This is a genomic window from Manganibacter manganicus, assembly GCF_002075885.1.
In the GTDB taxonomy this organism is placed as follows: domain Bacteria; phylum Pseudomonadota; class Alphaproteobacteria; order Rhizobiales; family Rhizobiaceae; genus Mesorhizobium; species Mesorhizobium manganicum.
The window spans coordinates 40,906-65,624 of record NZ_MDET01000059.1 but is presented as its reverse complement, the minus strand read 5'-3'; the positions used below and the strand labels follow the sequence as shown (position 1 = coordinate 65,624).

Genomic DNA, 24,719 nt, shown 5'->3' with positions numbered 1-24,719 from the left:
CATCGATGTCGGAAGAACGAGGATCGGATGCGGCCGGCGCCGGTCTCTGGTGTGGTCGCGGCCGAATGTCGAGATAGCTCACGAATGCCCTGTACACGCTCAACATATCGCCCGGCGTGTGATGAGGAACAATGAGAATTATTCTTCTGCAAGCGCCCGAATAAGGATGCGTAACGCAGCACGAACCTTCTGATCCTGGACCGTTAATAGTGCCTTCACGATTGCAATGTCGCGTCGATTCAACTCCGGCCATACCGGTTGCGGCAGCGTCGGCCCGACACCTTCGAGAAAGAATGACAACGGAACATCCATAGCCTCGGCTGCACGCACCAGTGTGGCCAACGAAATGCGGTTCTTGCCTTGCTCGTACTTCTGAACTTGCTGGTAGCTGACGCCGATCAGCTCTCCCGTCTGCCTTTGACTCATACCGAGCGATTGGCGGCGGGCGCGCAGTCGCTCTCCAACGATGATATCGACACAGTCAGGCTCGTTTTCGCTTGCGTGGGGGCGGCGGCGGGATCGGCGGGGGCGGATCGATGAAGAAGTCGGTCGGGGCAACGTCCAGAATCTCCGCCAACTTCTCCAGCATGTCGACCGTGGGAGAGTGGACCTCACGCTCCAGATGGCCGACATAGGTACGGTACAGGCCAGCGTGCGCGGCCAATTCTTCCTGCGACATCCCCTTGATGTGGCGCATCCGTCGCAGGTTCTGCGCCACCACCGTCCTCAGCTTCATAGCTGAGACGGACCAGAATACGCAGTAAACAGCGACGCAGTATAAAGCGGTTTTAGAAAGTTTCCAGAGCTCGCTCCGGATATGATGTCCTCATACCGGCCGGAGGCTGGCGGGCTCGGGCTTGAACCGCCGACATATGTTTGGCACAGAACTTTCGGTCCTCCCAGGACCGGGTTAGGATCGGCCGGTGGCAGGAGCTCGACGCTCGCCTTCGTGCCGATCCTGGTCGCGCAATTTAAATCAGACGGTCATATGCTTTAAAACAGACGGAATATGCGTTAAAGATAGTCGCATGACTTCTTCAGCATCTCCGCGCCACATTATCGACCGTAAAGTTCGGCCTCTGGTCGAGACCGCACTCGACGACACACGCGTGGTCCTAATCGTTGGCCCGCGTCAGGCGGGGAAGACGACCCTCGCCAGACAGTTATCCGGTGATGATCGACCTTACATCACCCTTGATGACGCGGGCGCATTGGGCGCGGCACGTGCTGACCCCGTCGGGTTCGTCAGAGGACTCGACCGCGCCATAATCGACGAAGTCCAGCGGGTGCCGGAATTGATGCTGGCGATCAAGGAAAGCGTTGACCAAAACGAGGAGCCTGGCAGATTCCTGTTAACCGGTTCGGCCAACATTGCCACGGTGCCAGCCATCGCGGATTCGCTTGCCGGGCGAATGGCAACGATCTCGCTGCTTCCGTTTGCTCAGTCCGAAATCCGCTCCACTCCGGGACGGCTCCTGGATCGGCTGTTTGCCGGAGAAGATCCAGTGGCAGGCAAAGAGACCGTATTCGGCGATGAGCTGATCGCGCTCGTTCTGCGGGGAGGTTACCCGGAGGTTCTGCGACGCACGACAGCGTCTCGGCGCTCCGCGTGGCTGGAGGATTATGTGGCCCAGATCCTCGATCGCGATGTTCGCGATATTGCCAATATCGATCAACTCGATCGTTTACCCCGTCTGCTGGAGGTCCTGGCGGAACATTCGGGCCAGTTGGTCAATCATTCGAGCTTCGGTGCGGCTCTCGGCTTATCGAGCGTGACAGCGCAGAAATATGTCGCGATCCTCGAGCGTCTGTTTCTGGTCAGGACCTTGGTGCCATGGTCGAGCAACCGGTTGAGCCGTCTCATCAAGACGCCGAAGCTGCACTTTCTCGACAGCGGGCTCCTGGCAACAATGCGTGAGGATGAGGCTGACGTGCTTGGGGAGGACCGGACGAGGTTTGGCGCATTGCTTGAGAGTTTCGTGGTGTCGGAACTCTTGAAACTGGCGTCGTGGTCGGAACGGCGCGTGTCCTTCTCGCACTATCGCACAAAGGACCAGGACGAAGTTGACGTCGTGATCGAGGATCGACGTGGCCGGGTCATCGGAATTGAGGTGAAGGCTTCCGCAACTGTGCGACCGCAAGATTTCCGGGGACTGCGGCAGCTACAGGAAGCGGTCGGCGACCGGTTCGTGCGTGGATTGGTGCTGCACGATCATGATCGCGTGACGCCGTTCGGTGAGAAATTGCAGGCGGCGCCGCTTTCGATTTTGTGGTCGATGTAAAGTCGCATAATTTGATTTATGGAACTAACTTATTGATATACCTTCAAAATAGAACGACAGGTCAGTTAATCATCTCGAGATACGACCTGCGCCCGGCGAGTTTTCTGCGCCGCTACAATCCCATTTCGCAGTTCTTCAAAGAGCCCGCGTGGTAACATTCCATAGTGGTAGGTGCCGTCTGGCCTCAGCCGAAGATCATACCCAGGCCACGTAAACCGGTTGAGCTCGTCGAATCGGATCCAGTGCCGAGCGCCGTCGAGGCCAAGGCTACGGCAAACATTGGCGGGGACTTCGAGCGACGCATTCACGTCGTCAGGCGGGCTGTGTGTGATCGGCGCGACGATGGTGCTTACTTGCCCAGCTTTCCCTTGAGGGACCGCAACGACAATTGCGCAAGGCCGGTCTTTCGTACCTTCCACAGCACCACTCTCGTGCTCCGAATTCCAGAAAAAGCTGTAGCGAATGACAAGGCCGGGCTTCGGAGACGGGATCCTCACCTTGGTTCTACGCCGTACTCAGCCGCCTCGATCGCCGCAAGCGTGTCATCGTCAAGTTCGCCGATCTTGAGAACTTCACGTTCTCTTCGCTTGAGGCGCTCGAAATGCTCAAGCTCCGTGGCTGAGAGATAGGCGCCGACGACACGGCCGTGGCTGGTTACGTTAATCACTCCGGCTTTGATCGCCTCGTCCTGGTATTTGCCAAAATTACGCGAAAAATCGCTCGCAGGAACTGCTCGAACTTGGGGCATGGCCACTTCCAATCATTTCGCGCAATTTACGTAATTTGCGCGAAATGTCAATGCTGGGCTTGCGATGGAGTTTCGAACGGACCCAAGACCCAGTGTCGATGGTCGTTGAGAATGCTGGAAACGGGCTCGCACTCGATCTGCCGGTTATCAAGAACTCGAGCTGGAATGATTTAACGCGCTGCGATCAGTTCGCGTCCAACCATTCCCTCAGCTTTGACGATCGTCTCCGGCCGGAAGTGTTCCTGACCGCCACGGCGACGCCCTTCTTCTGGCCGAGCAGAATACAGGACAACCTGCTTTAATAGATCCCACCGTCAGCTGGCTTCTGCCTCAGCGATCTCCAGCTCATCAGGGATGGTTTCGTCGAATACGCGTTCCCAGTTTCTTGCCTCGCTGCTTCTTGCCTCGCTGCGCTGGCTCCCGTGCATAGGTACCGCTTTTGCGAGCGCCTTCAATCGCCGGGCGGCCTTCACAAAGTTCGCATTGAGCGCATCAGGCGCGGCGCTTCTCGCACGTTTTGGTTGCGGCGACTCAACGACAGGCAACGGGGATTGCTTTTCGTGCCGCCTGGAGGGCGTGTTTAACGTCAGCGACTGCTTTTCGGTGGAGGATTTTGCTTTTTTCTTCGACGCGGCTTTCTGCTCCTCCGCCATGGCGGCACCGGCTTCATCCCTGGCATAGGCGGGTGTGGTCGCCGGCACGGCTCGTTGCGGCAGGTATTCCGTTGTCGGTACGTCCGGCAGATTAACTTGCGAGAACCTTTCCATCTCCCGAAACGGGGGGGTTTGGAAAAAACGCAGCTTGTCTGCGAAGATCGGCCCCTGTCCTTCGGCCATGATGACCATCTTGTCTTCCGGCATCTGCCGCACCTCCTGCGGCATCATCAGATCGCGCTCCCGCAGCTGCTCGACCTTGGTGCGACGGTGCAGGCCCATCAGTTCGATCGTGCGGGATTCGGTCTTGTAACGGACGGTGCGCTTGCCCAAACCTTTGGAAACAGACTCCGCAGTTATCTGGTCATTGGCGCCCATGACGAGTTGGTAGCCGCAATTGCCCATCAATGAGTGACGGGATGTCTCGCCGTAGATTTCGTCCAGGTTCTTCAGGTCCTGGATCACGAAGGCCATTTTGATATTGTAGCCAGCCACATAGGGCAGTTTGGTCGTGATCTCGTTCATCTTCTTCAACTGCCGGAATTCGTCGAGCAGGAAGTAAACAGGCAACGAGCGCTTCGTGTGCTCGAGCATCAGCGTGTCGAGGGTCTGCTGCACGAAGAGCGCGAGCAGCGGCCGCAGCAGCGTGATGTCGGTGACGTTGGGAGCGAGGTAGATCGAAATCGCCCTGCGCTTCAAGGCGCGCAGGTCCATATCTGTCACTGATGTTGCTGCGACGACCCGTTCATTGCGGAATGGACGAATGGCCTTCTGGATGTCGAGCAGCGCCGATGCTGCGGCCCGCTCGGAGAGCGCAATATAGGCGTTGAAGCTCTCTATAGTGAAGCGTGACAGGTAGGGTTCGCGCTCCTTGATGAGCTTCATCATCGCCTGCAGGTTTGCGCCGCTGTTGAAGAAGGATGTGACCTCGCCGAGATTGCGATGTCCCTCGTAGAAGACACTTTCGTTGATATAGCTGATTGCGCCGGCGATGACCTGCTGGGCGGTGGCTTGCCAGATCGAATTCTCGGACTCTGTGGCTTCCGGGACGAGGATTGCGGCCATGTTCTGGATGTCGGTGGTGCGGTCGCCGCGATCGGGTCGAATGAAGTCGAGCGGATTGTAGCGATGCGTTCTCTCCGATCCCGGCGCGAACAGGAAGACCTGGCTACCCCTGGATTTGCGATAGCCGGCGGTGCTCCGGAAGATCTCCCCCTTGAGGTCGGTGACGATCATCGAGCCTTCATGAGAAAGCGCGTTGGGCACAACGTAGCAGGCCCCCTTCCCCGAGCGTGTCGGGCCGATGATGAGGTGATGCCGCTCGTCATTAACGCGAAGAATCTGCCTCCCGAAACGGCCCAGAATTTTACCTTTCTTTCTGAACCATCCATCGCGCCGTAGCGACATCACGGTCTGGAAGCGGGCGTCGCCGAGGGGGCTAGAATTCGGACGAAGGCCGACATAGGCGACAATGACGGCTACAAGGGCAGCAGGAAGAAGGGCCCCGATCGCTACGATGCGCAGGACTTGGCTGTCACCATAGGCAACAAGCTGCTGAAATGGTGCGAACGGATTTGTGGTGATCGTGGCCTGCAGAATCCGGCCATCGCCGTATATCATCTGAAGCCCCAGGCCATAGGCCAGAAGCCAGACGGCGAAAGCGACGGTCAGGCAAAAGCCGATATAGAAGACGCGGAGCGAGCCTGTCATGGCGCGTTCATTCGTTCGCGCGCGAAGAAAATCTGCGAGACGCCGCGCCGGCCCCCTTCCCTGCGCAGCTGGATGACGATCGGGATGACGCTCTGGATATAGGAGATCAGGTCAGCCTTCGGATAGGCGGCCGACAGGCCGGACTGCATGACCATCATGGCAAGTTGCTCGTAGGCGCCAAGCGGCGTGTCAGCATGAACCGTCGACATGGAGCCTGGATGCCCTGTGTTGATCGCACGCAGGAAGGCGAAGGCCTCCGATCCCCTCACCTCGCCGACGAAGAGCCGGTCCGGACGCATGCGCAGCGAGGCCTCCAGCAGGGACTGGATGGTCACGTTCGCTGTTCCCTGGTCACCGCGGGACGCAAGCAGGTGTACCGCGTTCTTCTGCGACGGAAACAGTTCACGCGTGTCTTCAAGTGTGATGATGCGCTCATGCGGGTCAACGGTCTTGAGGCAGGCGTTGAGAAAAGTCGTCTTGCCGCTGGAAGTGCCGCCACTGATCAGGATCGAAACACGGTTGACGATTGCCGTGCGGATGAAGCCGTAGATGTCCCTGGCTGAGAGCTGGTCGATCAAGGCTTGCTCGGTCTCGTTGAGCCCGCCGACAGCCACGCTCACCTGGTCGAGTGACCCGTGGTCGCGATAGTCTTCGAGCGAAAAATTGCTGATGACCTGCTTGCGGATTGACAGAGTGCCGCCTTCAGGGGCTGCGGGCGGCAGAATGACCTGGATACGCTCGCCGGTAGGCAAAGCGGCGCTGAGGAGCGGATTGGCCGGGCTGACAAACTGATTGGTACTGGCCGCCACGCGCTCGCCGATGTTGACAATTTCGGCTGTTGTTAGCTCCGGAACCTCATGAAATTCCATGCGAGCGGAGCCGAGGCGCTCGACATAGACCTGACCTGGCCGATTGACCGAGATTTCGACGACATCGTGTTCGTCAAGGAATGCTTTCAGCGGGGCGAGCGCGCGATATAAGAAGTAGTGACGGTTGTCGGAGGCAAACTCAGGGGAGGCCGCGTTCATGACGTATCTCCCTCAGTGCTTCGGCGACGGGATTCTCGTATATGGCGGAGAAGTCGAGGTCCTGGCGAACGAAGACGAAGATGCGCTCACCCTGACTCACGCTGATGGTAGGCGGAATGCGCAAGGAATCTCCGAGCGCCTGATTGGCCATGTCGGAGAATGTCTGTGCCAGCGTTTCCCGGGCAAGTTCCTCCCCGCGCCGCGCATCATCGTTGTCGCCAGTTGCCGTCTGGCTGCCATAGCCTGTCAGGTAGCTGGCGCCGCCGCCGACGATTGAGAGCAGAATAGCCGCGCCGAAACGCTCGCGGAACTTCTTGTCGACGCGTCCGGTTAACCCGGCCCGTCCTAGACTGTCAGCGCCAATCGAATTCAACCGGACCGATACGCCGTCATCACGCAGCATTCGGGTCCAGACAACAAAGATCCGCGTCTGGCCGCGTGTGATTTCTGACTGGTATTCGCCGATAAGCCGGGTGCCGGTGGGGATTAGAACGCGCCGGCCGTCGAAAGAGTAGACATCCTGCGATACGATTGCCCTCACCTGCCCCGGCAGGTCGCTTACGATCGCTGTCTCCAGGATGCCGGGGATCAGCGTGCCTTCGGGAACGAGCGCGTCGATGCGCGCGATCTTCCTGGCCTTGGCGCTGCGGTCGCCTATGCTGGAGGCAGCAGCCAGGAACTTGCTGCTACGATCCTCACCCGCGACAGTGAGCCCCTCCCCTTCGCCACCGGTCAAGCTACCGGGACCGCCGGAGCCGGGATTGTCGACCACGACCAGTTTCGAGCGGAAGCGCGCGGGGAACTCCTCCTGAGGCACCTCCGCAACTTCCGGGGGTGGTGGGGTTTCGCCGGGAGCGGGCGGCGGCGGAACCTCGAAATGAGTGGTATCGACCTCCTCTGTCGGAGATGGTGGCGGTGGTGGAGGCGGTATCTGCACGACGTCCGGCGCAGGCGGCTCTGGTTCCGGCTCGCCCTCGCGTACGAAAGACGGCGGACGAAACGTCGTGGTGCTGAACTCCTCGTCTCCGTCGAGCATGTCACGGACTGGCGGTTGTCCTCCAGCGAGCACCATATACCCGGCCACCAGGCCGAGCAGGATCAGAACGGCGCCTCCGGCGAGCTGCTTGCGACGAACGGTCGTATCGGCAATGACCGGATCGTCATTGTCGGCCAGGGCTTCGAGTTCGGGGGAGCGTTTCATCAGTTGCCGCTCCGACGTCGGCGTTTGGCCTGGTCATCCTCGACTGGGCCCAGAATGGCAGGATCGGGTGCTCCAAAGTCAGGCTTTCGCAAATTGAAAATGCAGATCCACTGATCTCCGTCTCGCAGAGTGAATTGGGCGGCCGTCCCGTCGACGACGATGTATTCTCCTTCCCTGCGAAAATTCCGGAGCGTTTCGGAGAAATCTGAGTTGACGGCGAAGATTGCTGGCATTCGACGATCGAACTTGAAAAAGGTCTTGTTGCCGTCATCGAAGACCATGTGCGGCTTGAGACGGGCATCGCCCGAGAACGAGTAGTCGATGTTGACGCTGGCCTTATCGATGCCGGAGATGTTCGGCCAGGCGGCGCGTTGTTCGGCCTCCTTTCGCAAGGCGGCGTTGAGGTTCTTTTCAGGATAATGGAATCGTATGCCGAAGACCTTGCGGCTGGCTTCCGGCGCGAAATCGTGGAGCTCGAGATAGTAGATGCGTTTGTCGGTGACGACGTTCATGTTCGTCGTCACGTCCTTGGCGATCGGCTTGACAAAGAGGATGTTGCCCTTCTCGGCCGGCACGACTTGCCAGCTTTCCGTGTCGCCGAGCGAGATCGTCTCGAACTTCTCTTCCTCGTCGAAGATGATCATGGTCGAGATGCCGTAGGTCGCAAAGACCTGGACGACATTGTTCTCCTGATAGGTGACGCTGGTCACACGCGCATCGAGAGAGCCGCCTTTTGGGGTCTGTGCCGCATAAGCATCTCCAAAGGACCCGATGACGAGAAAGGCAACTGCCAAGGCACGGCTCCTCATCGGCCGTCCCCCGGCGTGACGGTCTCCTGGTCGCGCCGGTAGGAGTAGACCTGGAAGCCGAGTGGGTTCTCGAAGCGCCACTCGTTGCGCGTTGGCGTGTCGGTATAGCGAAAGCGCACGACAGATATCCAATGACGGACGATCGATTCCGTGTCGCTCCGCTCGTTGGTGGAGAACCTGACGATCGCGGTGCTGGCATTGGGGAAGGTGACGGATTTGATATCTACGAGAACCCGTTTGAGGCGCCCGTAGACACGCGTCGGATTTCGGGCGTTCGCCGAGCTGTAGAGGGTTTGCAGTTCGCGCGCCGCCTCGTTCGCGGACAGAAGTGCCGCGATCCCGAAATTCTCGGTAATGGCGTAAGGGTCGTAACCCTCTCGGGCGCGGATATAGCGAACCACGTTCGCCTGGGTGATCGCCTGCTGCTCGGTGAGATTGGCCGGCCGCGTCAGCCCAGATTTCACCTCGATATAGCCGGTCGTCTGGTCGACGGTGACGACATAGGGCTCGAAGCTCTTCAGCGGCAACATCAGCACCACCGCGAGCAGGCTGAGAAGGGCAATGCCGGCAAAGACGATCGAGAAGAACCAAGCGACGCGCGCCGAACGCTTCGCGCGCTTGATGATCTCCTGCTCCCAGATATCGCCCTGCTGGAAATAGGACCGCAGCGCGGTTTCGGACTTGTCTGCCATCCCTGCTCTTTTCTTGTCGTTCGTGGTCCAACATCAGCCTGCCGTCATGTCTGCCGCGGCGTTCCGTTGGATGCGATTGCGCGTTGCATGGAGGCGCCCGCGCCGTCCTGCCGTGGTGAATGAAGTCGTGCCTGGACCCGATGGACGGCGGCCTGCGTCTGGCGGGCGGATGTCCCGATGGCGGCCCGGCCCCAGAAAATGCCACTGGCGGTCAGTTGCCGGGAGCGTGAACCGACCGGTGTCGCCAATCCACCAGCTATACCTTGTGCGAGAGATTGCACCTGCAGAAGGACAAAGCTGCCGGCAAGGCAGAGCATGATGAAAGCGGCGAAGTCACTGAGCTTCAGCTCGCGATTACCGGAGATGCTATCGATCGCGGTGAGTTCCGGCTCCATCGCCGCAATCAGGAAGGCGGCGATCACATAGACGAACAAGGGAATGATCGCGTAGAGCAGGGACTGGTTCAGCCACCCCATCGCATAGCTGCGTGTCGCATCGAAAAGGAAGCAGGCGATGAAGATTGGCGCGGTGCCGAGCAACACCCACAGCACGACCTTGGCGAGCACGAGAATCCCGAGCGCGATTGCGACGAACAGTCCGGCAAAAATCATGATGATCATGCCGATGAGGGCCGGTAGGACCGAAAGATAGCCGGCCTGCTCGGAAAAGGCGGCCGCGGCGACATTGGCTGTCTTCCAGATCTGCGACAGGCCGTTGGTCGGCTCCGTAACACCCGTACCCGATGCCGCAAGGATGGCGCGGCCGGCTGCCTCGGGCACCTTGGTCAGCCAGTTATAGGCGAGATCGTTGAAGTTAGACCAAGTGCTGACCAGAATCAGAATCACCAGCACACGCACCAGCCGTCCAATGATCTCGGCGATGCTGAGACGTGACGTTCCGAGGAAGAGCTGCACGCCGTAGAACAAGACGGCAAGAACGAAGAGGAGGCGAAGGAGCGGCTCGAGATCTTGGCTCAGCGCCTCGTAGGCGCTTTGGGAGAAGTTCTGCCCAGAAGCATCGATCCGATCCAGCAGTTTCCCAATGAAATCGTCCACCGCACTGCCCTATTCTTCTTCCCCGGACGCCAGATCCTGGATTGCTGCCAACGCCGCGGCGCTGTCCGCATTGATCGACTTCATCGGCCCGCACTCGTCTCCCGTGCTGGCATAGCTCGTGAGATTGGCCGGTCGCTTGCACGGTGCGGTCTTCTCGCGCGGCGTGCCACACCCACTGGCGAGGACGGCCAGAACGAGTGCGATGGCGGTTGTGGTGCATCGACGGCTTCTCATTCGTACCGCAATGCTTTTCTTGTGTTCGACATGTCGGTGAGCTTGCGCTGGTTTTCGGCATGCAGCGATTGCACGCCGCCGTTCAGCACACCGATCATCTCGTTGAGGGTGAGACCTGTCTGAACCTGAAGCTGCGTGTTCTGGTCGATCGAGCCCTTGATGTCTTCGGCCTTGCCGATTTCCCCGCCTGCGCTTTCAAGGGCAGAGCGGCGTGTTTCAACCGCCTGCTGCGAACCGGTGATCAGCGACGAGACGCCCATGACCGTCTTCATGAGCTCCTCATAGGATTTGTCGCTGGCAATCGAACTGCCCTCTTTGCCGGAGAGCGAACGCACGAGCTGAAGCCCGTTGATGAAGAGCGTGGCGGCTTGGACGACTTTCGGGTCGAGAGACCCAAAATCGGCGATCCCGCTCTTCAGGATATTTTCGAAGGAAGGAACCGATGACACACTGAAGCCGTTGCCGATCGCGATATCCTTCAGAGGGCTGGCATCACTGCCGCGATCGCCGGTGACAGCCTTCAGGGTCTGCTCGACAGTGTCGAGAATTTCCTTGTTGGTATCGAGAATCTTGCCGGTCTTTTCGGCGGTGTCGCGCGCCACGGCGTAGTTGGTCTTGTCGATGACCGGGATATCGGCCGCCACCGGCGTGATACCTACGCTGATCAGAGCCAGAATTGCCAGGGAACGCTTCATGTCGACCTCCATCATTGTGTCTCGAGGAGCAGTTTCGCCTGCGTATCGATACGCAGGACACAGGCCTTGGCGCTGGCGTCCCAGACGAGGCCTTCTCGTCCGCCGCAGAAGCCGGCGACCGGCCGATCATCATCGGCTCCGTTTTCTTCGTATAGGGTCGAGCGGTTCGCTCCGGATATCTCTCCAAGGGTGATCGCATTGCTGGAATTGGTGAGATCGGCGAACGCCGTGCTTAGCTGGATCAGGCGGTTCATCAATTCGATGTTGGCATTGCGCGCACCGGAATTGTGATCCCAGCTGTCCTGGATCGTGCCGGACCCCAGACCACCGAGTTGCATGAGCCAGGACATAACATCGCCAGATCCCTCCCCGATCGCCGAGGTTAGGCTCATCGCGTTCATGGTGCTGGTTCGGGCGCTCTCATAGGCGCCACCACCGCCATAGTTGAGGGGAATGCCGGACTTGTCGGAACCGCCAAAGGCCGGAAGCCACTTTTGCGTTATGCTGGCGACATAGCCCTGCGTTTCCTTGAATGGCGGGATGCCGCCATATTTCTGGACATTGCCGTGGCCGGCATTGTAGGCGGCAAGCGCCAGCGAGACATTGCCGTTGTAGCGACGCAATTGTTGCTTGTAGTAGCGCGCCCCGCCGCGAAGGTTCTGTTCGATATTGTAGGGATCGACGCCCAGGTCGCCAGCGGTGCCGGGCATCAGTTGCGCGAGGCCGATCGCTCCTGCCGAAGACTTGGCGCACGGATTAAAGCGGCTCTCCTGGTAGACGAGTGCGAGAAACTGGTTTTCGTCGATCCCCTCCTCGCGCGCGATCCGGCGAACCAGGCCGGCGATAGCTGGATCTGCGTTCGCCGCGCCGACGGGATCCTCCCTTCGGCCGGGCCGGTACATCGAGCAGGTGACGCTCTGAGTGTTGACGTAGCGCTCCTCGTCGACCTTCTCGATCTCGCCGGTTTTCTCGTCGCGATCCTCGCGCTCATCGAGCACCGTCCTGTCGATGGTCGGGATATCGGCAAGGGCCGGTGACGCGGCGAAGGCCACAAGCAAGGAAAGACGCCGGATCATGCTGCAACCTCCCAGCCGCAGAACACGGGTAGCCACTTCGCCGGATCGTCGCCAAGCTGCGTACGCAGCGCGGCACACTGCTCGATCGTCTCCTTGCGGCCGGACATCACGCGCACGAGATCCGGCATGGAGGACAGATCGAGCTTGGCGATAACGGAGTCGTTGCCGTGCTTGATCAAAAATGTCCGCCGCTCCGGCGGGGTGTTGCGAATGAATGAGTATTCCTTGGCGGTCAGGCCGAAACGCCGGATGTAGCTTTCCTCGTCCGCACGCGGGTTCGGGAAATGCAGATTGGTTGCGGACTGCTCGATCAGCGTGTGCGACTGTGGCGCACGCGCAATGTCGGCTGCGGACTGCGTGCCGAATCCGACGATCCCGTTGAGCTTTCGGATCGTCTTCATCTTGTCGACAATGTAGTTGGAGAAGACCGGGTCCTGCAGAAGTTTCCAGCCTTCATCCATGAAGATGAGCACGGGCTCACCGGTAAGGAGTTCGTCCAGCCGGTGGTAGAGGTACATGAGGGCCGGCGTACGCACTTCCTGGTTGTCGAGGATATGCGTCATGTCAAAGCCGAAGATGCGGCGACCGGAGAAGGACAGGACGTCCTGTGGCGCGTTGAAGAGCCAGGCTTTCTCGCCTTCGAACCAGGGGCGCAGGCGCGACTGAAGATCGTTCGCGTCGGACCGCGCCCTGCCCATCAACAGACCGGACAGATTGGCAAGGGTGCGCTGTTCGACAGGCTCCTGGCAAATGCGGCCGATCGCCCGCTCCAGCGTGTCCTCCTCTTCCTGCGAGAAACCGCTGCCGTCCGCGGGGTCAAGCATGGCTTTGAGGAGGCGATGGAGGAACTCGCGGTTGGTCGCGTTGTTTTCCAGTTGCAGCGGGTTGAAGCCCGTCGCGACACCTGGCTGAAGCACCTCGTAGGCGCCACCGACAGCGCGGATGAAGATTTCCGCGCCGCGGTCCTTGTCGAAGAACACCGCGCGTGGTTCAGGCGAGATTCGGAAAGCCTGTGCCAGCAGGAACGTCATCGCCACGGTCTTGCCCGACCCCGTCGGTCCTGTGACCAGAAAATGGCCGATGTCACGCTGGTGGAAATTGAACCAGTACGGCGTTTGCGACGTCGTCTCGAGGATGGAAATTGGCAGACCCCAATGGTGGCCGGTCGCCGCGCCGGTCGCGAAATTGTGCAGCGACGAGAAACCGGAGAAGTTCGCGCTCGACAGCATGCAGGAGCGGGCGATGTAGGCGTGGTTGCCGGGCAGTTGCGCCCAGTACGAGGCCTCCATGTTGAGATCCTCGCGCAGCCAGTTGATGTTCATGTCGGTGAGACACGAACCGAGTTCAGCCACCGCCTTGTCGAGACCGGTGAGATCGCGGGACAGGCAGAGCAGGCTGAAATGGTGGTAGCCGAACACGGCCTCCTGGTTGAGCAGGCTGTTAAGCGCGAAGTCGATGTCGGTCTCGACCGTGCTGCCCGATTCATCCGACGCGTGGATCTGGCGCTGCAGCCTGGAGATACGCTCTTGCGCGATTGGCTTGTCGGCCAGGGTGAAAGACTGGGTGCAGATGAACTCGTGGTTCATCTGCAGGAGCCCGTCGAGCATGCCTGGGCCGGAGAAAGGCGGATATTCCTTGATCGATAGCATCGCGCCGAAACGGTTCTCTGTCTCGGTTGGACCTTGGGCCTGCAGTGTGCGCTTGGAGAAATGCAGTCTCGACGTGCCGACATAGCTACGGATGCCCATACGAGGCAGGCGCATATCGCGCGAGATGCCGCAGGTGAGCAGCGTGTTGAAGAAGGCACAAGGCTCAGAATAGGGGTCGCCCTCGCGATAAACGATGCCGAGTGGCCGCGCGCCGTATTTCTGCAACTCGCGCGTGATGTTGCCGACGATCTCTTCGAGTTCGTTGATGCGTTCGTTCTGGCGCTGCTCAAGGACCTCTTTGCCAGACGAGCGATCGAGCAGGCGTGAAAAACTTTCAGCCGCTCCGAGCGCCCCTCGCATCCCGGAGCGAACGATGCTGAGATAGAGTTCGTTAGTGAACATGCGCTTCTCGCTGAGCGACGCCATGTAGCGCGTGTTCAGGAGATCGCAGAACGGATCCGAGAAGCTACCGCCGATCGAGGGCTTGATCTCTTTGCGGATCACCGTCGACCAGAGCGAATAGCGGCTGGATCCGAGAGCACGGATCATTGTGTTCTGAACGGCGGCGCGCATGTTGAGCTCGGCTTGGTCTTCAGTCTGGAAGAACAGACCATCCAGCTTGATCACCGTCAGGATCGCCCCGCTCTCAAGCCCGATGATCGTGTCGGTGACATGGCGCAGATAGGGAATGTGGGTCGACATCGGCCGATCACGCCGACGCTCACGTCCGAATCCCAGCTCTTCGACGACGACGTTCAGCATGGTCATGGCCCGTAGGAATTGGTGCGCCAGAACAGACGGTTCGGCGTCCGCGGCGTGCGGCGACCAACGATCTGGGCGAGATCGAGGATCCGGATGTCGCGGCTGCAGAAGGCGAAGAGGGCAAGATAGATCAGCGGTGCGATCAACGCCGACCAGAAACTCGTGCTCACCAGGAAGGCGATCAGCGTAAAACCGACGATGATGTAGAAGGCGTTGAGCGGAATGCCCCACATCATCGGAGGTCGGGTCAGGCCGATCACCAGCGGCGTCAACTGTGGCTTCTCATCGGTGAACTCAAGCATGGCTCAGCTCCCCACGGCCGCGATCATCTGGTCGACGATGGCCGGCGCTCCGAAGACGAGACCTATACCGAGGACAACGGCGCCCGCGGTGAACCAGGAAAGACGTCCGGCGAAGGCGAGGAAGCCGAGCGCGATCACAGCGATGATGGCGAGCAGGCGTCCGAACGGGCCGGTGATGAAGTCCACGATCATCTGGACGGCCGTTTCCAGTGGCGCGAACGCGCCACCTGATTGCGCGAAGGCGGGTTCTGCGAGAACGAGCCAGATGAACAGGAACCCACAGAAGGCAACGGGCTGCGTTACGGGTCGTGCGACGGGTGAGTGAGAAACTTCGTTCATGGTGACCTCCGGCTAGAAATGCATGACGCCGCCGAGCCATTGACCCCGCTCGCGCGACGTGATGATCCCGCTGGCATTGGAAGGAAGGGCAGTGTCTGCGGCCGCACCACGCCGTTCGCGTGCTCCCGGGCCACTCCCATCAAGACCCATCTGAATATTGAGGATCTCGGCGACATAGCCGACAGTTTCCTTGAACGGTGGAATGCCGCCATGCTCTCGCACACGTCCCTCACCGGCGTTGTAGGCTGCGGCGACCAGTAACGGGTTGCGGAATTCGTCGGTCAGTTCGCGCAGGTAGCGGACGCCGCCATCGATGTTTTCTTGTGGATCGCAGATATCGGCTACGTCGAATCGCTCCGCCGTTTCTGGCATGAGCTGCATCGGTCCCCGCGCGCCCTTGGGGGAATTGCGCAGCCGATCAAGTCGGCTTTCGGCCGTCATGATCGCGACAGCAAAGCTGGCGTCAACCTTGTGTCGTTGCGCCGCGTCGATAACGAGACGGGTGATCTCCGCTGGCGTCGCCGGCGAAGGTCCACACTCCACTGTTGCCTGCTGGAGAACACTATCAAATTGGTTATGGGTTTCATCAAACCTGTACGCGTTGGCCGCCGCCGGCTCGATGACCTCGGGCACCTTCTCCTGGGGAACAATCTGGCCTCCCTCTCCCAGAACGTAGTCGTCTTGCGACCGTGCCCAGCGTTCCTCGGCGACAGCGTCTGCGGACCGCAATTCGCTATGTGACCGATAGGATTCACCCACATACATCGGATTAACGACCGATTGCGCCGACTGCTCGGCCGCGCGGGTTTCTCCCGGCAGCGCCACGCACATACTCGTGAGAATTGTCACCGCAACAAGCGGCGCGATTGAAGGTGATGTAGTTTGCGTCGCCATGTTCCCGCATCCAAAGCCTTGCAATGATGGATGTTGGAATGGTTAGGTGAGAGAAAAAACAATGTCAAATTGATTGTGTTATTTCTTGCAAAATGGAAGGAGACAGGCCAATGTCGTGCAAGATGACAACCTGGAGGCGACTGCGGATGAGACAAGCAGCCGGTTGCCTGATGGCGATCAGCGCGTGCCTGCCGGCCTATGCGGCCGGGCCGGTGGACGATGCCTATATCCGTTCGCTGGCGGCGCCCGGGAAGACAGTGCTGGTCATGGAGTACTATGACGGCCAGGGGAAAGTGTCGGAGCGCAAGGGCTATGCGTCCGCTTCAGGGTTCAAGGCGGTCTCGGCCACCGACGTCCGGGTGGACGCCAATCTGACGGTGCACCTGTACGGAATTGAGACGTGCCAAGGCGACATGGTCAACCGCAAGGAGGATTATGCCGGGTCCTGTGATGACTATGCCCGACAGGGACTGGCGACGTTGCTCCAGTCCCCGCGCGTGATCTACTGCCGAGCCTTCGTCAGTGAGATCGGAGCGCAGACTCAAGATGCGACCTGTTACGGCTATTACAACTATCCGGGTAGTCTGGACTCCGTCGACATGTTCGAGGAGCAACTGGTTTCGCTTGGCAGCCACCGCATAGCAAAGCGGCCGGATGGGACGCCCGCAAGAACTGACTTGAAGGAAGCCGAGGATATTGGCCGGCGTGGCTACGGCATGTGGGCCGATCCAAGGATTGCGGGGCAATGAAGTTCCCTGCCCTTCTCCTTCTCTTGGCGCTGACATTCGGTTCGATGCCGGTAATGGCTGCACCGCCGGAGGGTTACTTCGAGTTGAAACCGGGCGTGACGCTCGAAAGCGGCGACAGTTGGTACGAGGGCGACCGACATTTCCGCCTCTTCGGCGTACAGGCCTGTCTGCGCGAAACTCTCTACACTGACACAGCCGGTGCTCGTCGCGACTGCGGTGAGGCATCCCTGGTGGTGTTCGCGGCCTACATTTCGGACACGGCGCCTTTGTGTGCGCAGGTCGCACGTTCCGCAGGAACTGTCTTCGTGTCGTGCTATGCCACAATCGGCGCTGACCGGATGGATCTCGCCAATCTGATGATCTCCTCAGGTTTCGCCTTCGCCTCTCTCGACGCTCGCGGTCTGCCCTACCATGCGGCCTATGCGGTGATAGAGCAGGCCGCCCGAGAAAAGAAGGTCGGTCTCTGGCAATTTGACGATGTCCAGCATCCCGCCATTCTGCTTGGTCAAAGCGCGAGCAGTAGGAAAATCTCGCCATGACGCCGACTACCGTCAGATCGACCTTGGTCGCATTGATGATAACCACCCTGCCCTATCCGGCCCACACCGCAGACGCCCTCCGCGAACAAGAACGCTCCCCTATTGAAACGAAAGCAATTCCCTACACGAGCCCCACAACAAAAATCTTTGGCCGAACCTCCGTCATCGATGGCCGGACACTGTGGTTCCCAAAGGGCGGGCACAAGGTACGGCTTGCCTCGATAGACGCTTGTGAACTTCCGCAATGGTCCTACGATCCGCGCCGCCACGGCCAAACCACGGTTCCGAAGCCGGTACCGTGTGGTCCTCTGGCGAAGGCGTGGCTGAAGCGCACTATTGGCAACGCACAGGTGCGTTGCATCGTTCAGGCTCGCGACGCTGAAGGCGCCCTCCTCGGCCGTTGCACCGTGCGTGGCCGCGATCTCGCACTGGAGATGTTGCGGGTTGGCTGGGCTCGGGCGAACTCGCCGGCGCCTTCCGAGTATTTCACCTGGCAGAATTACGCCATGTCGGCCCGGCACGGGATATGGGCGACCTACGTGCTCGACATGCCTGAATGGCGGGCCAAGGCTATCGACCAGACGCTGTCCCGACGTCCGATCGCGGATTTCAACCTGCTTGCCGAACGTGAAAGCGAGATATCGCCACCGTTTGAGGACGCGCGCAAGCGTCCCAAACGAACAGATCGATAGGCTGATCGAAGGAGCCGCCTCATGAAATTTGTCAAGCTAACCTCGATTGCCGCAACCCTGTGCACGGCGGCGTGGGTTTCGTTTGCCGATCGCGCCGAAGCGAGCGAATGGGGATGTGAGGTGCTTCTGTGCGCTTCATCCTCTAACCCGGCGTGGCGTGGCGTGCCCGCGTGCCACCCTCCGATGCATCGACTGATCTCGGCAATGGGCAAATGGGGCTTTTCGTGGCCCACGTGCCCCGAAGCGGGAACCGGCAGGCCTGGCTATGAAGCCTATGAGGAATGTCCTGCCGGATGGAGCGTTGGGTCCAGCAACCAGGATCATGGTGCTGGCCAGGGCGATCTCTGTGTGCAGGTTCACAATAGCTGCCCGAATGGTTTTGGCGGTCGAGACGGTTGCGAGGAGACCGTCACCATGCCCCGCCCTATGCGCGAAGACCCACACTACTTCGACATTCGCCATGATGACGGCAATGTCACGCGACACTGGTTCAACCTGAGGAAATAATATCTGATAGCGAACTTCTCGTTCTGCTCGATGGCGCTGACCGTTATCCAGAAGACGCGCAGGCAGCGATATGCACGGCGAACATCGCAGGCTACTTGCTGATCAGCGGATACAAAACACTCTTGTGGGCATTGAGCGTAGCAATCGCGGTGCCGATTTGAGATCTGTCGACGTTGGCAGCCTGTGCAGTTAGTGCTGCAATTAGATAAAGCAATTTTTCTTCTGCATCGATATTGGATTTGGGTTGAGCACGAATCAATGCGTCCAGGGTCTGTTTCTCACGCCGGCGCATAATGTGACGAGCTGGATAAAGAAAAAGTGACCAGGGAAGATTGACGGAGCGCTCGAAATTCTTTCGCGTCAGGACGGCACGCCGATGCGCCTGAACAGCATAGGAGATATCATCTGCAGGCTGTGAAAAGAGAGAGGTTATCAAGGGCTTTCTCACAACGTCTTCATCTAAAAGATGAGCAAGCGGAATGCGTTTGTAACTTTCATGGCAGTAAGTCCGCGCCCTTGGTAGGGGTGCCGGCATCCCCGTTGGACCATAAAGGGGGTATGCGTATCCCCTTTTCTATCGCGGCCAATTGAGGTCCACTTGCCTTGGGAATTGGGCGGGTAAGATGATAACGAGCGGGAGGATGGCTCGTGGACCATGCCCTGATCATTGAAGATCACGACCTCATGCGTCGCGCGCTGACACAAGAAATCAAAGCGCGATTTCGCAACGCAATGATCGCCGGCGCGTCCAACATGGATGTGGCCGAAGGGCTGCTTAAGCAGCACACCTTCAATGTCGTTGTGATTGATCCGGGACTTCCGGGTTACCCTCCCACATCGCGACAGGACCGCTTCAGAATTGTCCGGTCAATTGTCGAAGCGTCTCCGACTGCAATGCACATCGTCATTACGGGTTCTGACAACCAGGAAGAGGCTAAGTCGTTCCGGCTTCTGGGCATAAGAAGCTATCTCGGGAAGATGGGATTGCAGCCGGGCCAATTTGGCGAGTTGCTCAAGGACATAGAGAACAGCGAATACACGGTCCGACTGTCAAGCGACGCAAATCAGACTGCAGAGATTTTGCTTCCCTATCTTGGTTCACGTGAGAATGAAGTTATCGTTTCGGTGATGTGCCGCGAACCTGGTGCCAAGAAGAAGCTGGTCTTCGAGGAGATGGCGAGAAAACATGGAATATTGTACGATAGCGTCGTGAAATATTATAAGACAGCTAGAACGAAGCTGAAAAAGGCGGGATGCTTGCCCAAGGGTCTATGACAGCAGCAACTGGCGAAAGCAGCCCTGGCGAAGCGTTATTTAAGGAAGGGATCGATCTAGGCAACTCAGGATTAAATACCTCAGGATCGGATTTTGAACGATGGGAGGGAAACCATGTGCAGGTTATTCACCGGACTGAACTTTGGTGCCTTGTCACTAGCGGTGGTCGCTCTTGCATATGTAACGCTTCGTTCTATCGCAGCGGATAGCGATCCGAAGGTCTTGGTGGTTGAAGGCCGCATCGCGGATGTGGCCGAGCACTATCCGATCGAGCGTCTTCGAAGAGAATTTCTAAATGATGAAGTGGAGACAAAAACTCCATGGAGGGAGCGCGGAGAGGCCATCAGATACCGTGGCCCTCGCGTGGCCGATATTTTGGAACGTCACGGCCTTATGGACGGAGTTTCCGTTCAGTTCGTCGCCTACAACAACTTCGTCTCCGAGGTCTCCCTGAAAGAGATTGTGGCCTACGATCCGATCCTTGCGATTGAACGTGGCTGTGACGAGCAGGACCGCGTCGTTGGCCGATGCGCGGCAGGCGAAGAGTATACGCTACTGACTACCGATGAGCAGGGGCCCATCTTTCTGGTGTGGCCGTATGACAGGCTCCCGTCGTCCTATATTCCAGCAAGAAATTCCATCTGGGTATGGTTTGTCGTAACCATTAGGCCAACATGAGCCTTCCTTTCCCGGAAAGTATCAGAACCGCCCTGCCCTATGTGTTCCTTGCCGGTGCTATTGGTCTAAGCGGCTGGACCTTTTTTCGGTCAGAACAGTATCGCGCTGAGTCCAACCGGATTTTCAGCGAGACCTACGAGGTACAGTGGCGGACCACTCAGATTCGCGAATATCTGACCAGACTTGACGGTGACCTTCGTCTGACGGCCGTGACGCGGCAGCTCGAGCCAGATCTCGGTCACAACCTCACCCTCTTAAGCACGAATGTAGCGCAACTCCTTCGCCTGGATTATGTCGAAAAGTTCCTTGGTGAACGCGACGCGAAGCTTCTGGAGGAGGTTGAAAAGGATCTTAGGTTGCATGTGTGTCCTCTGGTGGATGGCGGGACCGACGTGGACTCCGCCATGACCACAGTGGCTGATTCGAAAGAGAAGATGTATCAGATTTCCGGTGCAGCGGTTGCACACACGTCGACGCTGGCTGAGGCCGCACATATCGCGAGTGCCGCCTCGAGAAATCGTTTGGTGTTCGGTGCCGCGCTGGCCATTGCGACGTTGTGCTACGCCATCCTTCATATGCGCTATGTGTATGCGCGTAGGCGCGACCAGCATCAACAGTCGTTTTCGGCGCTCTATGCCCACATGACACGGTCACCAGTTACCGCCTTACGCTTGTTTCTTGGCCATCTCGATCCTACTCAAATGAGTGATCCAGAGATGCTTATTGATGCGAAAAAGGCGGTGGGCCAACTTGAGGCCGTAACCGACGGAATGAAGTCCCTCGCCTATTCAGGTACTGACACACGAAAAGCGGCATTCTCTGTCGTACTGGATCAATTAAGCACAGACGGATGCGAACTCGAGGTCGACGCGACCGCTGAAGCAAGGGCTTGCGTTGTGCCGTTGGCACCGGTGAGAGTGATGCTGTCCGAGCTGCTCAAGAACGCAGAAGTGGCGCTCCTGGGTCGCAATTACGGTTTGGTCAGGATTACTGCTGCGGTTCACAGACACAAGTTGACAAAGACGCGGACATTGACTGTCGAGATTAAGGACAATGGAGTGGGCATGGCAGTCGAAGTTGCCAGACAAGCCTTCGAACCGCTGTTCACAACCAGGGCCGGAAGTCATGCCGGGCTCGGATTGCCTGCGTGTGCCCAAATGGCTGCAGCGCTAAAGGGTAAGCTCAAAATTGCGTCGAAACCTGGTTCGGGGACCTCAGTGCAGATTGCGATCCCGGTGAATGCATAATTGTGGCTGATTGTAAGGCAGTGCGTCGGTTGCGTGGCTCGAGGTAGCCTACCCTTGGCACGACCATCATAATCCGTCTGGAATCGATAGATGTTACGTGCTCAGACCGTAGGCTCACCTTGACGAGATTGACTGGCCATGTGGTCGTGTAGCGGTGCACGGTGCGAATCTTGTGCACCGATGATGGAAGAAAGTACGAGCAAACGTGTCACCACAGAGAGAGTGTTTCGGGCGCTGTGTTTCATCGACTGGCCAACATTGCAGCCATTGGTAACCAGTCAGGCACCATAGTCTCGCTGTGCAGATGGTACGCAACTGCCGCGCTGCATACAGCGAGATCGAAGCGAAGGCCTAGGCCGCAAGCAGTGGCGTGTGGTCGGGCGAAGTCTTGTTGGCCCGACGCCGTTCGCAAGGCCCCTTCAATCGTTGGCCCTTCGATCGTGCCGATGCCCAGCGCTCGAGTTGCCATATGGCAACTCGAGTCAATGCCACAGATGTAAATATCTGTTAACCTTAAATTCCTTGCAGAATCGTGCGACTCGGGGCAATCATACCTACGAGGAAATAGCGTAGTTGGAAGAAAACTCGTAGTTATGCAAAAAGCTCGTAGTGCAAAAACACTAGCGCCGGGAACGAAGCCGCTGATGACCGACGTCATCGCGGCCGACGGCGCCGCGTTGTCCGCAGAACTATTGGCGATGCGGGAAGCATTGTTCCCGCCCGTGTCGAGGAAAACGCTTCGCTCCTTCTCTTCCGTTGAGGCAGCAAAGCTTATCGGCATCGCAGACGCGTATTTACGTCAATTGTCGCTTGGTGGCAAAGGTCCACAGCCGGCACTCGGGGCCGGTGGACGGCGATCCTATACGCTTGACCAAATCAATGAACTGCGGGTTGTTCTGGAAGAAGGCTCAAAAGGAAAGCGTTACGTACCGCACAGGCAAGGTGACGAACACTGCCAGGTAATGGCAGTGGTGAATTTCAAGGGCGGGTCGGGAAAGACGACGACAGCTGCGCACCTTGCGCAGTACCTTGCACTTCAAGGTTACCGTGTGCTTGCGGTCGATCTCGATCCCCAAGCCTCACTTACTGCGCTGCATGGCTATCAGCCCGAGTACGACATTCAGCCCAATCAGACGATGTACGCGGCTGTTCGATACGACGAAGATCGTAAGCCTCTCACGGATGTCATCCGCAAAACCTATTTCCCAGGTCTCGATCTTATTCCCGGGAATTTGGAACTCATGGAATATGAGCATGACACGCCAAGAGCCCTTGCGGAACGTGACGCCGAGCCCTTTTTCGGGCGCGTAGCTACCGCGTTGGGGTCCGTTGCCGATAACTATGATGTCATGATCCTAGACTGCCCTCCGCAGTTGGGCTTTCTCACACTCGGGGCATTATGTGCGGCAACGGGGCTTATCATTACCGTTCATCCACAGATGCTAGATGTTATGTCGATGTGCCAATTCCTATTGATGGCAGCCGATATCCTCAGGGTGGTGCAAGGGTCCGGAGGCGATCTCGAATACGACTTCATTCGCTACGTTGTGACTCGGTTCGAGCCAGCCGATGCGCCACAAACGCAAATGGTTGCCTTTATGCGATCGCTGTTTCGAGAACGAGTCTTGAACAGCACAATGGTTAAATCGACTGCAATCTCGGACGCAGGCCTTTCGAAACAAACCCTTTACGAGGTGGGCAGAGAGAATTTCACCAAGCAAACTTATGACCGCGCCATGGAATCTCTCGATGCCGTAAATGACGAAATCGACAGGCTGATGCAACAGGCTTGGAGGAGGGCGCCATGAGCCGAAAAGACACCCTCAAGGCAATGTTGACGCGTCGGTCTGAAGAGTTGCCATATGGCAACTCCGAGCCAAATCCCCCTGTGCCACAAGCGCCTCAGCCAATATCGCACGTCCAGTCCGGAGCAGTAGGCGCTATGGGACGTTCACTTGGGCAAATCGCGTCTGCGGCGGAACGCGCCAAAGCCCTCGTCGCGTCGGGAGCCGCGGTAGTTGAAGTACCCTCCGACAAGCTTTCCGGATCGTTCGCCCAAGATCGCCTCGACGACGAGGGCGCAGATTTCATGGTACTCTATCAGGCGATAAAGGACTCCGGCCAGAAGAGCCCCATCCTGGTCCGGCCTCACCCTGATAAGCCGGACTACTACCAGATCGCTTATGGTCATCGGCGCGCAAAGATACTAGCCAAACTTGGTCGGCCGGTCCGCGCGGTGGTCCAAAACCTGACAGACGAAGAACTCGTCGTCATCCAAGGGCAGGAAAATTCCGCTCGGAAAGACCTAAGCTACATAGAACGCGGGCTCTTCGCGCTGACGCTCGAGGAGCAAGGTTTCGATCGTGCTGTGATCATGTCGGCTCTGAGCATGGAGAAGACCCAACTCTCCAGGCTTCTGTCGCTCACCAGGTCAATCCCGAAAGACGTCATCATGGCGATCGGTCCCGCGCCAAAAGCGGGACGTCCTCGATGGAACGCACTCGCTGAGCGGATAGCAGCGCTAAAGAACCAGAGCCGCTTAGACGCCGCCCTTAACGATCCAAAATTCTCCGAAGCAGACACAGATCAACGCTTCGTGCGCCTTTTCAACGCTCTCGCTCCGAAGAAGGTCGCTGGTAAGTCGAGTCGTTTTGTCGTGAAGGCCAATAACGGGCAGAAGATCGCAACTGTTGAGCGGACGAGCAAGTCGGTCGCCGTTGTGGTGGACGCCGAGGAGTCGTTGGAGTTCGGCGAGTTCGTTGCAGCTCGTCTGCTCGAACTCTACCAAGAGTTTGAAAGGGAAAAGGAGAAGCCGCACTAAGCAGAATTCGAGACACACAACCGCAAAAGAAAAAGGCCCCCGAAACCGCATCCGGAAGCCCTTCTCAGTCATAAGCAAACAG

At 58.4% G+C, this 24,719-nt stretch carries 28 protein-coding genes; 11 read left to right on the top strand and 17 right to left on the bottom strand.

From position 1 onward, the window contains the following. Window positions 1–138: 138 nt before the first annotated feature. Both BFN67_RS24425 and BFN67_RS22450 read right to left on the bottom strand, forming a co-directional pair. A complete protein-coding gene (locus BFN67_RS24425; protein ID WP_280951353.1) occupies window positions 139–558 on the bottom strand; it encodes a helix-turn-helix domain-containing protein in 420 nt (139 codons plus the stop codon). Further along, complete coding sequence (locus tag BFN67_RS22450; protein ID WP_245295375.1) at window positions 482–718, bottom strand: helix-turn-helix domain-containing protein; 237 nt, start codon at window positions 716–718, stop codon at window positions 482–484. Before BFN67_RS22450 ends, BFN67_RS24425 begins: the two co-directional genes overlap by 77 nt. Window positions 719–1,028: 310 nt before the next feature. Here BFN67_RS22450 and BFN67_RS22445 point away from each other — a divergent pair, with 310 nt between their 5' ends. Continuing rightward, on the top strand, window positions 1,029–2,282 hold the full coding sequence (locus BFN67_RS22445) for an ATP-binding protein (protein WP_080921686.1): 1,254 nt from the start codon (window positions 1,029–1,031) through the stop codon (window positions 2,280–2,282). Between the two features lie 493 nt (window positions 2,283–2,775). Here the strand turns inward: BFN67_RS22445 and BFN67_RS22435 are convergent, their stop codons facing one another. Further along, window positions 2,776–3,036, bottom strand: a complete 261-nt coding sequence (locus tag BFN67_RS22435) for a type II toxin-antitoxin system Phd/YefM family antitoxin (protein ID WP_245295385.1) — start codon at window positions 3,034–3,036, stop codon at window positions 2,776–2,778. Window positions 3,037–3,080: 44 nt separating this feature from the next. Between BFN67_RS22435 and BFN67_RS24420 the strand changes: the two genes are divergently transcribed. Further along, window positions 3,081–3,332 (top strand): hypothetical protein, encoded by a 252-nt coding sequence (locus BFN67_RS24420; protein WP_158083554.1) that lies wholly within the window; start codon window positions 3,081–3,083, stop codon window positions 3,330–3,332. Between the two features lie 12 nt (window positions 3,333–3,344). Here the strand turns inward: BFN67_RS24420 and BFN67_RS22425 are convergent, their stop codons facing one another. From BFN67_RS22425 to BFN67_RS22365, 13 genes are read right to left on the bottom strand one after another with little or no spacing between them, the layout of a single operon-like run. Next, a complete protein-coding gene (locus BFN67_RS22425) occupies window positions 3,345–5,393 on the bottom strand; it encodes a type IV secretory system conjugative DNA transfer family protein (RefSeq protein WP_080921682.1) in 2,049 nt (682 codons plus the stop codon). After that, the gene (gene virB11, locus BFN67_RS22420; RefSeq protein ID WP_080921681.1) at window positions 5,390–6,421 is read right to left on the bottom strand and encodes a P-type DNA transfer ATPase VirB11; all 1,032 of its coding nucleotides are present in this window, start codon (window positions 6,419–6,421) and stop codon (window positions 5,390–5,392) included. The genes BFN67_RS22425 and virB11 overlap by 4 nt, the downstream gene beginning before the upstream one ends. Beyond that, window positions 6,402–7,622 (bottom strand): type IV secretion system protein VirB10, encoded by a 1,221-nt coding sequence (virB10, locus tag BFN67_RS22415; RefSeq protein WP_080921680.1) that lies wholly within the window; start codon window positions 7,620–7,622, stop codon window positions 6,402–6,404. The genes virB11 and virB10 overlap by 20 nt, the downstream gene beginning before the upstream one ends. Beyond that, window positions 7,622–8,431, bottom strand: coding sequence for a P-type conjugative transfer protein VirB9 (gene virB9, locus BFN67_RS22410; RefSeq protein WP_080921679.1), 810 nt, complete (start codon window positions 8,429–8,431; stop codon window positions 7,622–7,624). The genes virB10 and virB9 overlap by 1 nt, the downstream gene beginning before the upstream one ends. Next, window positions 8,428–9,123 carry a VirB8 family type IV secretion system protein gene (locus tag BFN67_RS22405; protein ID WP_080921678.1) on the bottom strand — a complete coding sequence of 232 codons (696 nt, stop codon included), beginning with the start codon at window positions 9,121–9,123 and terminating at the stop codon, window positions 8,428–8,430. The genes virB9 and BFN67_RS22405 overlap by 4 nt, the downstream gene beginning before the upstream one ends. Before the next feature lie 44 nt (window positions 9,124–9,167). Beyond that, on the bottom strand, window positions 9,168–10,178 hold the full coding sequence (locus BFN67_RS22400) for a TrbL/VirB6 family protein (RefSeq protein WP_080921677.1): 1,011 nt from the start codon (window positions 10,176–10,178) through the stop codon (window positions 9,168–9,170). Window positions 10,179–10,187: 9 nt separating this feature from the next. Further along, window positions 10,188–10,412, bottom strand: a complete 225-nt coding sequence (locus tag BFN67_RS22395) for a hypothetical protein (RefSeq protein WP_080921676.1) — start codon at window positions 10,410–10,412, stop codon at window positions 10,188–10,190. Then, on the bottom strand, window positions 10,409–11,107 hold the full coding sequence (locus tag BFN67_RS22390; RefSeq protein ID WP_080921780.1) for a type IV secretion system protein: 699 nt from the start codon (window positions 11,105–11,107) through the stop codon (window positions 10,409–10,411). The genes BFN67_RS22395 and BFN67_RS22390 overlap by 4 nt, the downstream gene beginning before the upstream one ends. A gap of 11 nt (window positions 11,108–11,118) precedes the next feature. Further along, complete coding sequence (locus BFN67_RS22385) at window positions 11,119–12,183, bottom strand: lytic transglycosylase domain-containing protein (protein WP_080921675.1); 1,065 nt, start codon at window positions 12,181–12,183, stop codon at window positions 11,119–11,121. Beyond that, window positions 12,180–14,594: a VirB4 family type IV secretion/conjugal transfer ATPase gene (locus BFN67_RS22380; RefSeq protein ID WP_080921779.1), complete on the bottom strand. Its 2,415-nt coding sequence runs from the start codon at window positions 14,592–14,594 to the stop codon at window positions 12,180–12,182. The genes BFN67_RS22385 and BFN67_RS22380 overlap by 4 nt, the downstream gene beginning before the upstream one ends. Window positions 14,595–14,596: 2 nt before the next feature. After that, the gene (locus BFN67_RS22375; protein ID WP_080921674.1) at window positions 14,597–14,896 is read right to left on the bottom strand and encodes a VirB3 family type IV secretion system protein; all 300 of its coding nucleotides are present in this window, start codon (window positions 14,894–14,896) and stop codon (window positions 14,597–14,599) included. 3 nt (window positions 14,897–14,899) lie between these two features. Further along, window positions 14,900–15,235: a TrbC/VirB2 family type IV secretion system protein gene (locus BFN67_RS22370; protein ID WP_080921673.1), complete on the bottom strand. Its 336-nt coding sequence runs from the start codon at window positions 15,233–15,235 to the stop codon at window positions 14,900–14,902. Between the two features lie 12 nt (window positions 15,236–15,247). After that, window positions 15,248–16,129 carry a lytic transglycosylase domain-containing protein gene (locus tag BFN67_RS22365; RefSeq protein WP_245295374.1) on the bottom strand — a complete coding sequence of 294 codons (882 nt, stop codon included), beginning with the start codon at window positions 16,127–16,129 and terminating at the stop codon, window positions 15,248–15,250. Between the two features lie 170 nt (window positions 16,130–16,299). Between BFN67_RS22365 and BFN67_RS22360 the strand changes: the two genes are divergently transcribed. The 4 genes from BFN67_RS22360 to BFN67_RS22345 are packed head-to-tail and all read left to right on the top strand — an operon-like array spanning window position 16,300 to window position 18,616. Next, window positions 16,300–16,878, top strand: coding sequence for a hypothetical protein (locus BFN67_RS22360; protein WP_080921777.1), 579 nt, complete (start codon window positions 16,300–16,302; stop codon window positions 16,876–16,878). Next, a complete protein-coding gene (locus BFN67_RS22355; protein WP_080921672.1) occupies window positions 16,875–17,417 on the top strand; it encodes a thermonuclease family protein in 543 nt (180 codons plus the stop codon). Before BFN67_RS22360 ends, BFN67_RS22355 begins: the two co-directional genes overlap by 4 nt. Beyond that, window positions 17,414–18,109, top strand: coding sequence for a thermonuclease family protein (locus BFN67_RS22350; protein WP_080921671.1), 696 nt, complete (start codon window positions 17,414–17,416; stop codon window positions 18,107–18,109). The genes BFN67_RS22355 and BFN67_RS22350 overlap by 4 nt, the downstream gene beginning before the upstream one ends. A 21-nt stretch (window positions 18,110–18,130) precedes the next feature. Then, the gene (locus BFN67_RS22345; RefSeq protein WP_080921670.1) at window positions 18,131–18,616 is read left to right on the top strand and encodes a hypothetical protein; all 486 of its coding nucleotides are present in this window, start codon (window positions 18,131–18,133) and stop codon (window positions 18,614–18,616) included. 91 nt (window positions 18,617–18,707) lie between these two features. Here the strand turns inward: BFN67_RS22345 and BFN67_RS22340 are convergent, their stop codons facing one another. Next, window positions 18,708–19,064, bottom strand: a complete 357-nt coding sequence (locus tag BFN67_RS22340; protein ID WP_139789295.1) for a hypothetical protein — start codon at window positions 19,062–19,064, stop codon at window positions 18,708–18,710. A gap of 200 nt (window positions 19,065–19,264) precedes the next feature. On the opposite strand from BFN67_RS22340, the gene BFN67_RS22335 reads away from it, so the two are divergent. The 5 genes from BFN67_RS22335 (at window position 19,265) to repB (ending at window position 24,637) form a co-directional block, all read left to right on the top strand. Then, complete coding sequence (locus BFN67_RS22335) at window positions 19,265–19,891, top strand: response regulator (protein ID WP_080921668.1); 627 nt, start codon at window positions 19,265–19,267, stop codon at window positions 19,889–19,891. Window positions 19,892–20,005: 114 nt separating this feature from the next. After that, entirely contained in the window at window positions 20,006–20,569 is a 564-nt protein-coding gene (locus BFN67_RS22330) for a putative pterin-binding protein (protein ID WP_245295373.1), read from the top strand. Beyond that, the gene (locus BFN67_RS22325; RefSeq protein ID WP_080921667.1) at window positions 20,566–21,816 is read left to right on the top strand and encodes a sensor histidine kinase; all 1,251 of its coding nucleotides are present in this window, start codon (window positions 20,566–20,568) and stop codon (window positions 21,814–21,816) included. The genes BFN67_RS22330 and BFN67_RS22325 overlap by 4 nt, the downstream gene beginning before the upstream one ends. A 644-nt stretch (window positions 21,817–22,460) precedes the next feature. Next, entirely contained in the window at window positions 22,461–23,624 is a 1,164-nt protein-coding gene (gene repA, locus BFN67_RS22320) for a plasmid partitioning protein RepA (protein WP_245295372.1), read from the top strand. Continuing rightward, window positions 23,621–24,637 carry a plasmid partitioning protein RepB gene (gene repB / locus BFN67_RS22315; protein WP_080921775.1) on the top strand — a complete coding sequence of 339 codons (1,017 nt, stop codon included), beginning with the start codon at window positions 23,621–23,623 and terminating at the stop codon, window positions 24,635–24,637. Before repA ends, repB begins: the two co-directional genes overlap by 4 nt. Window positions 24,638–24,719 lie beyond the last annotated feature (82 nt).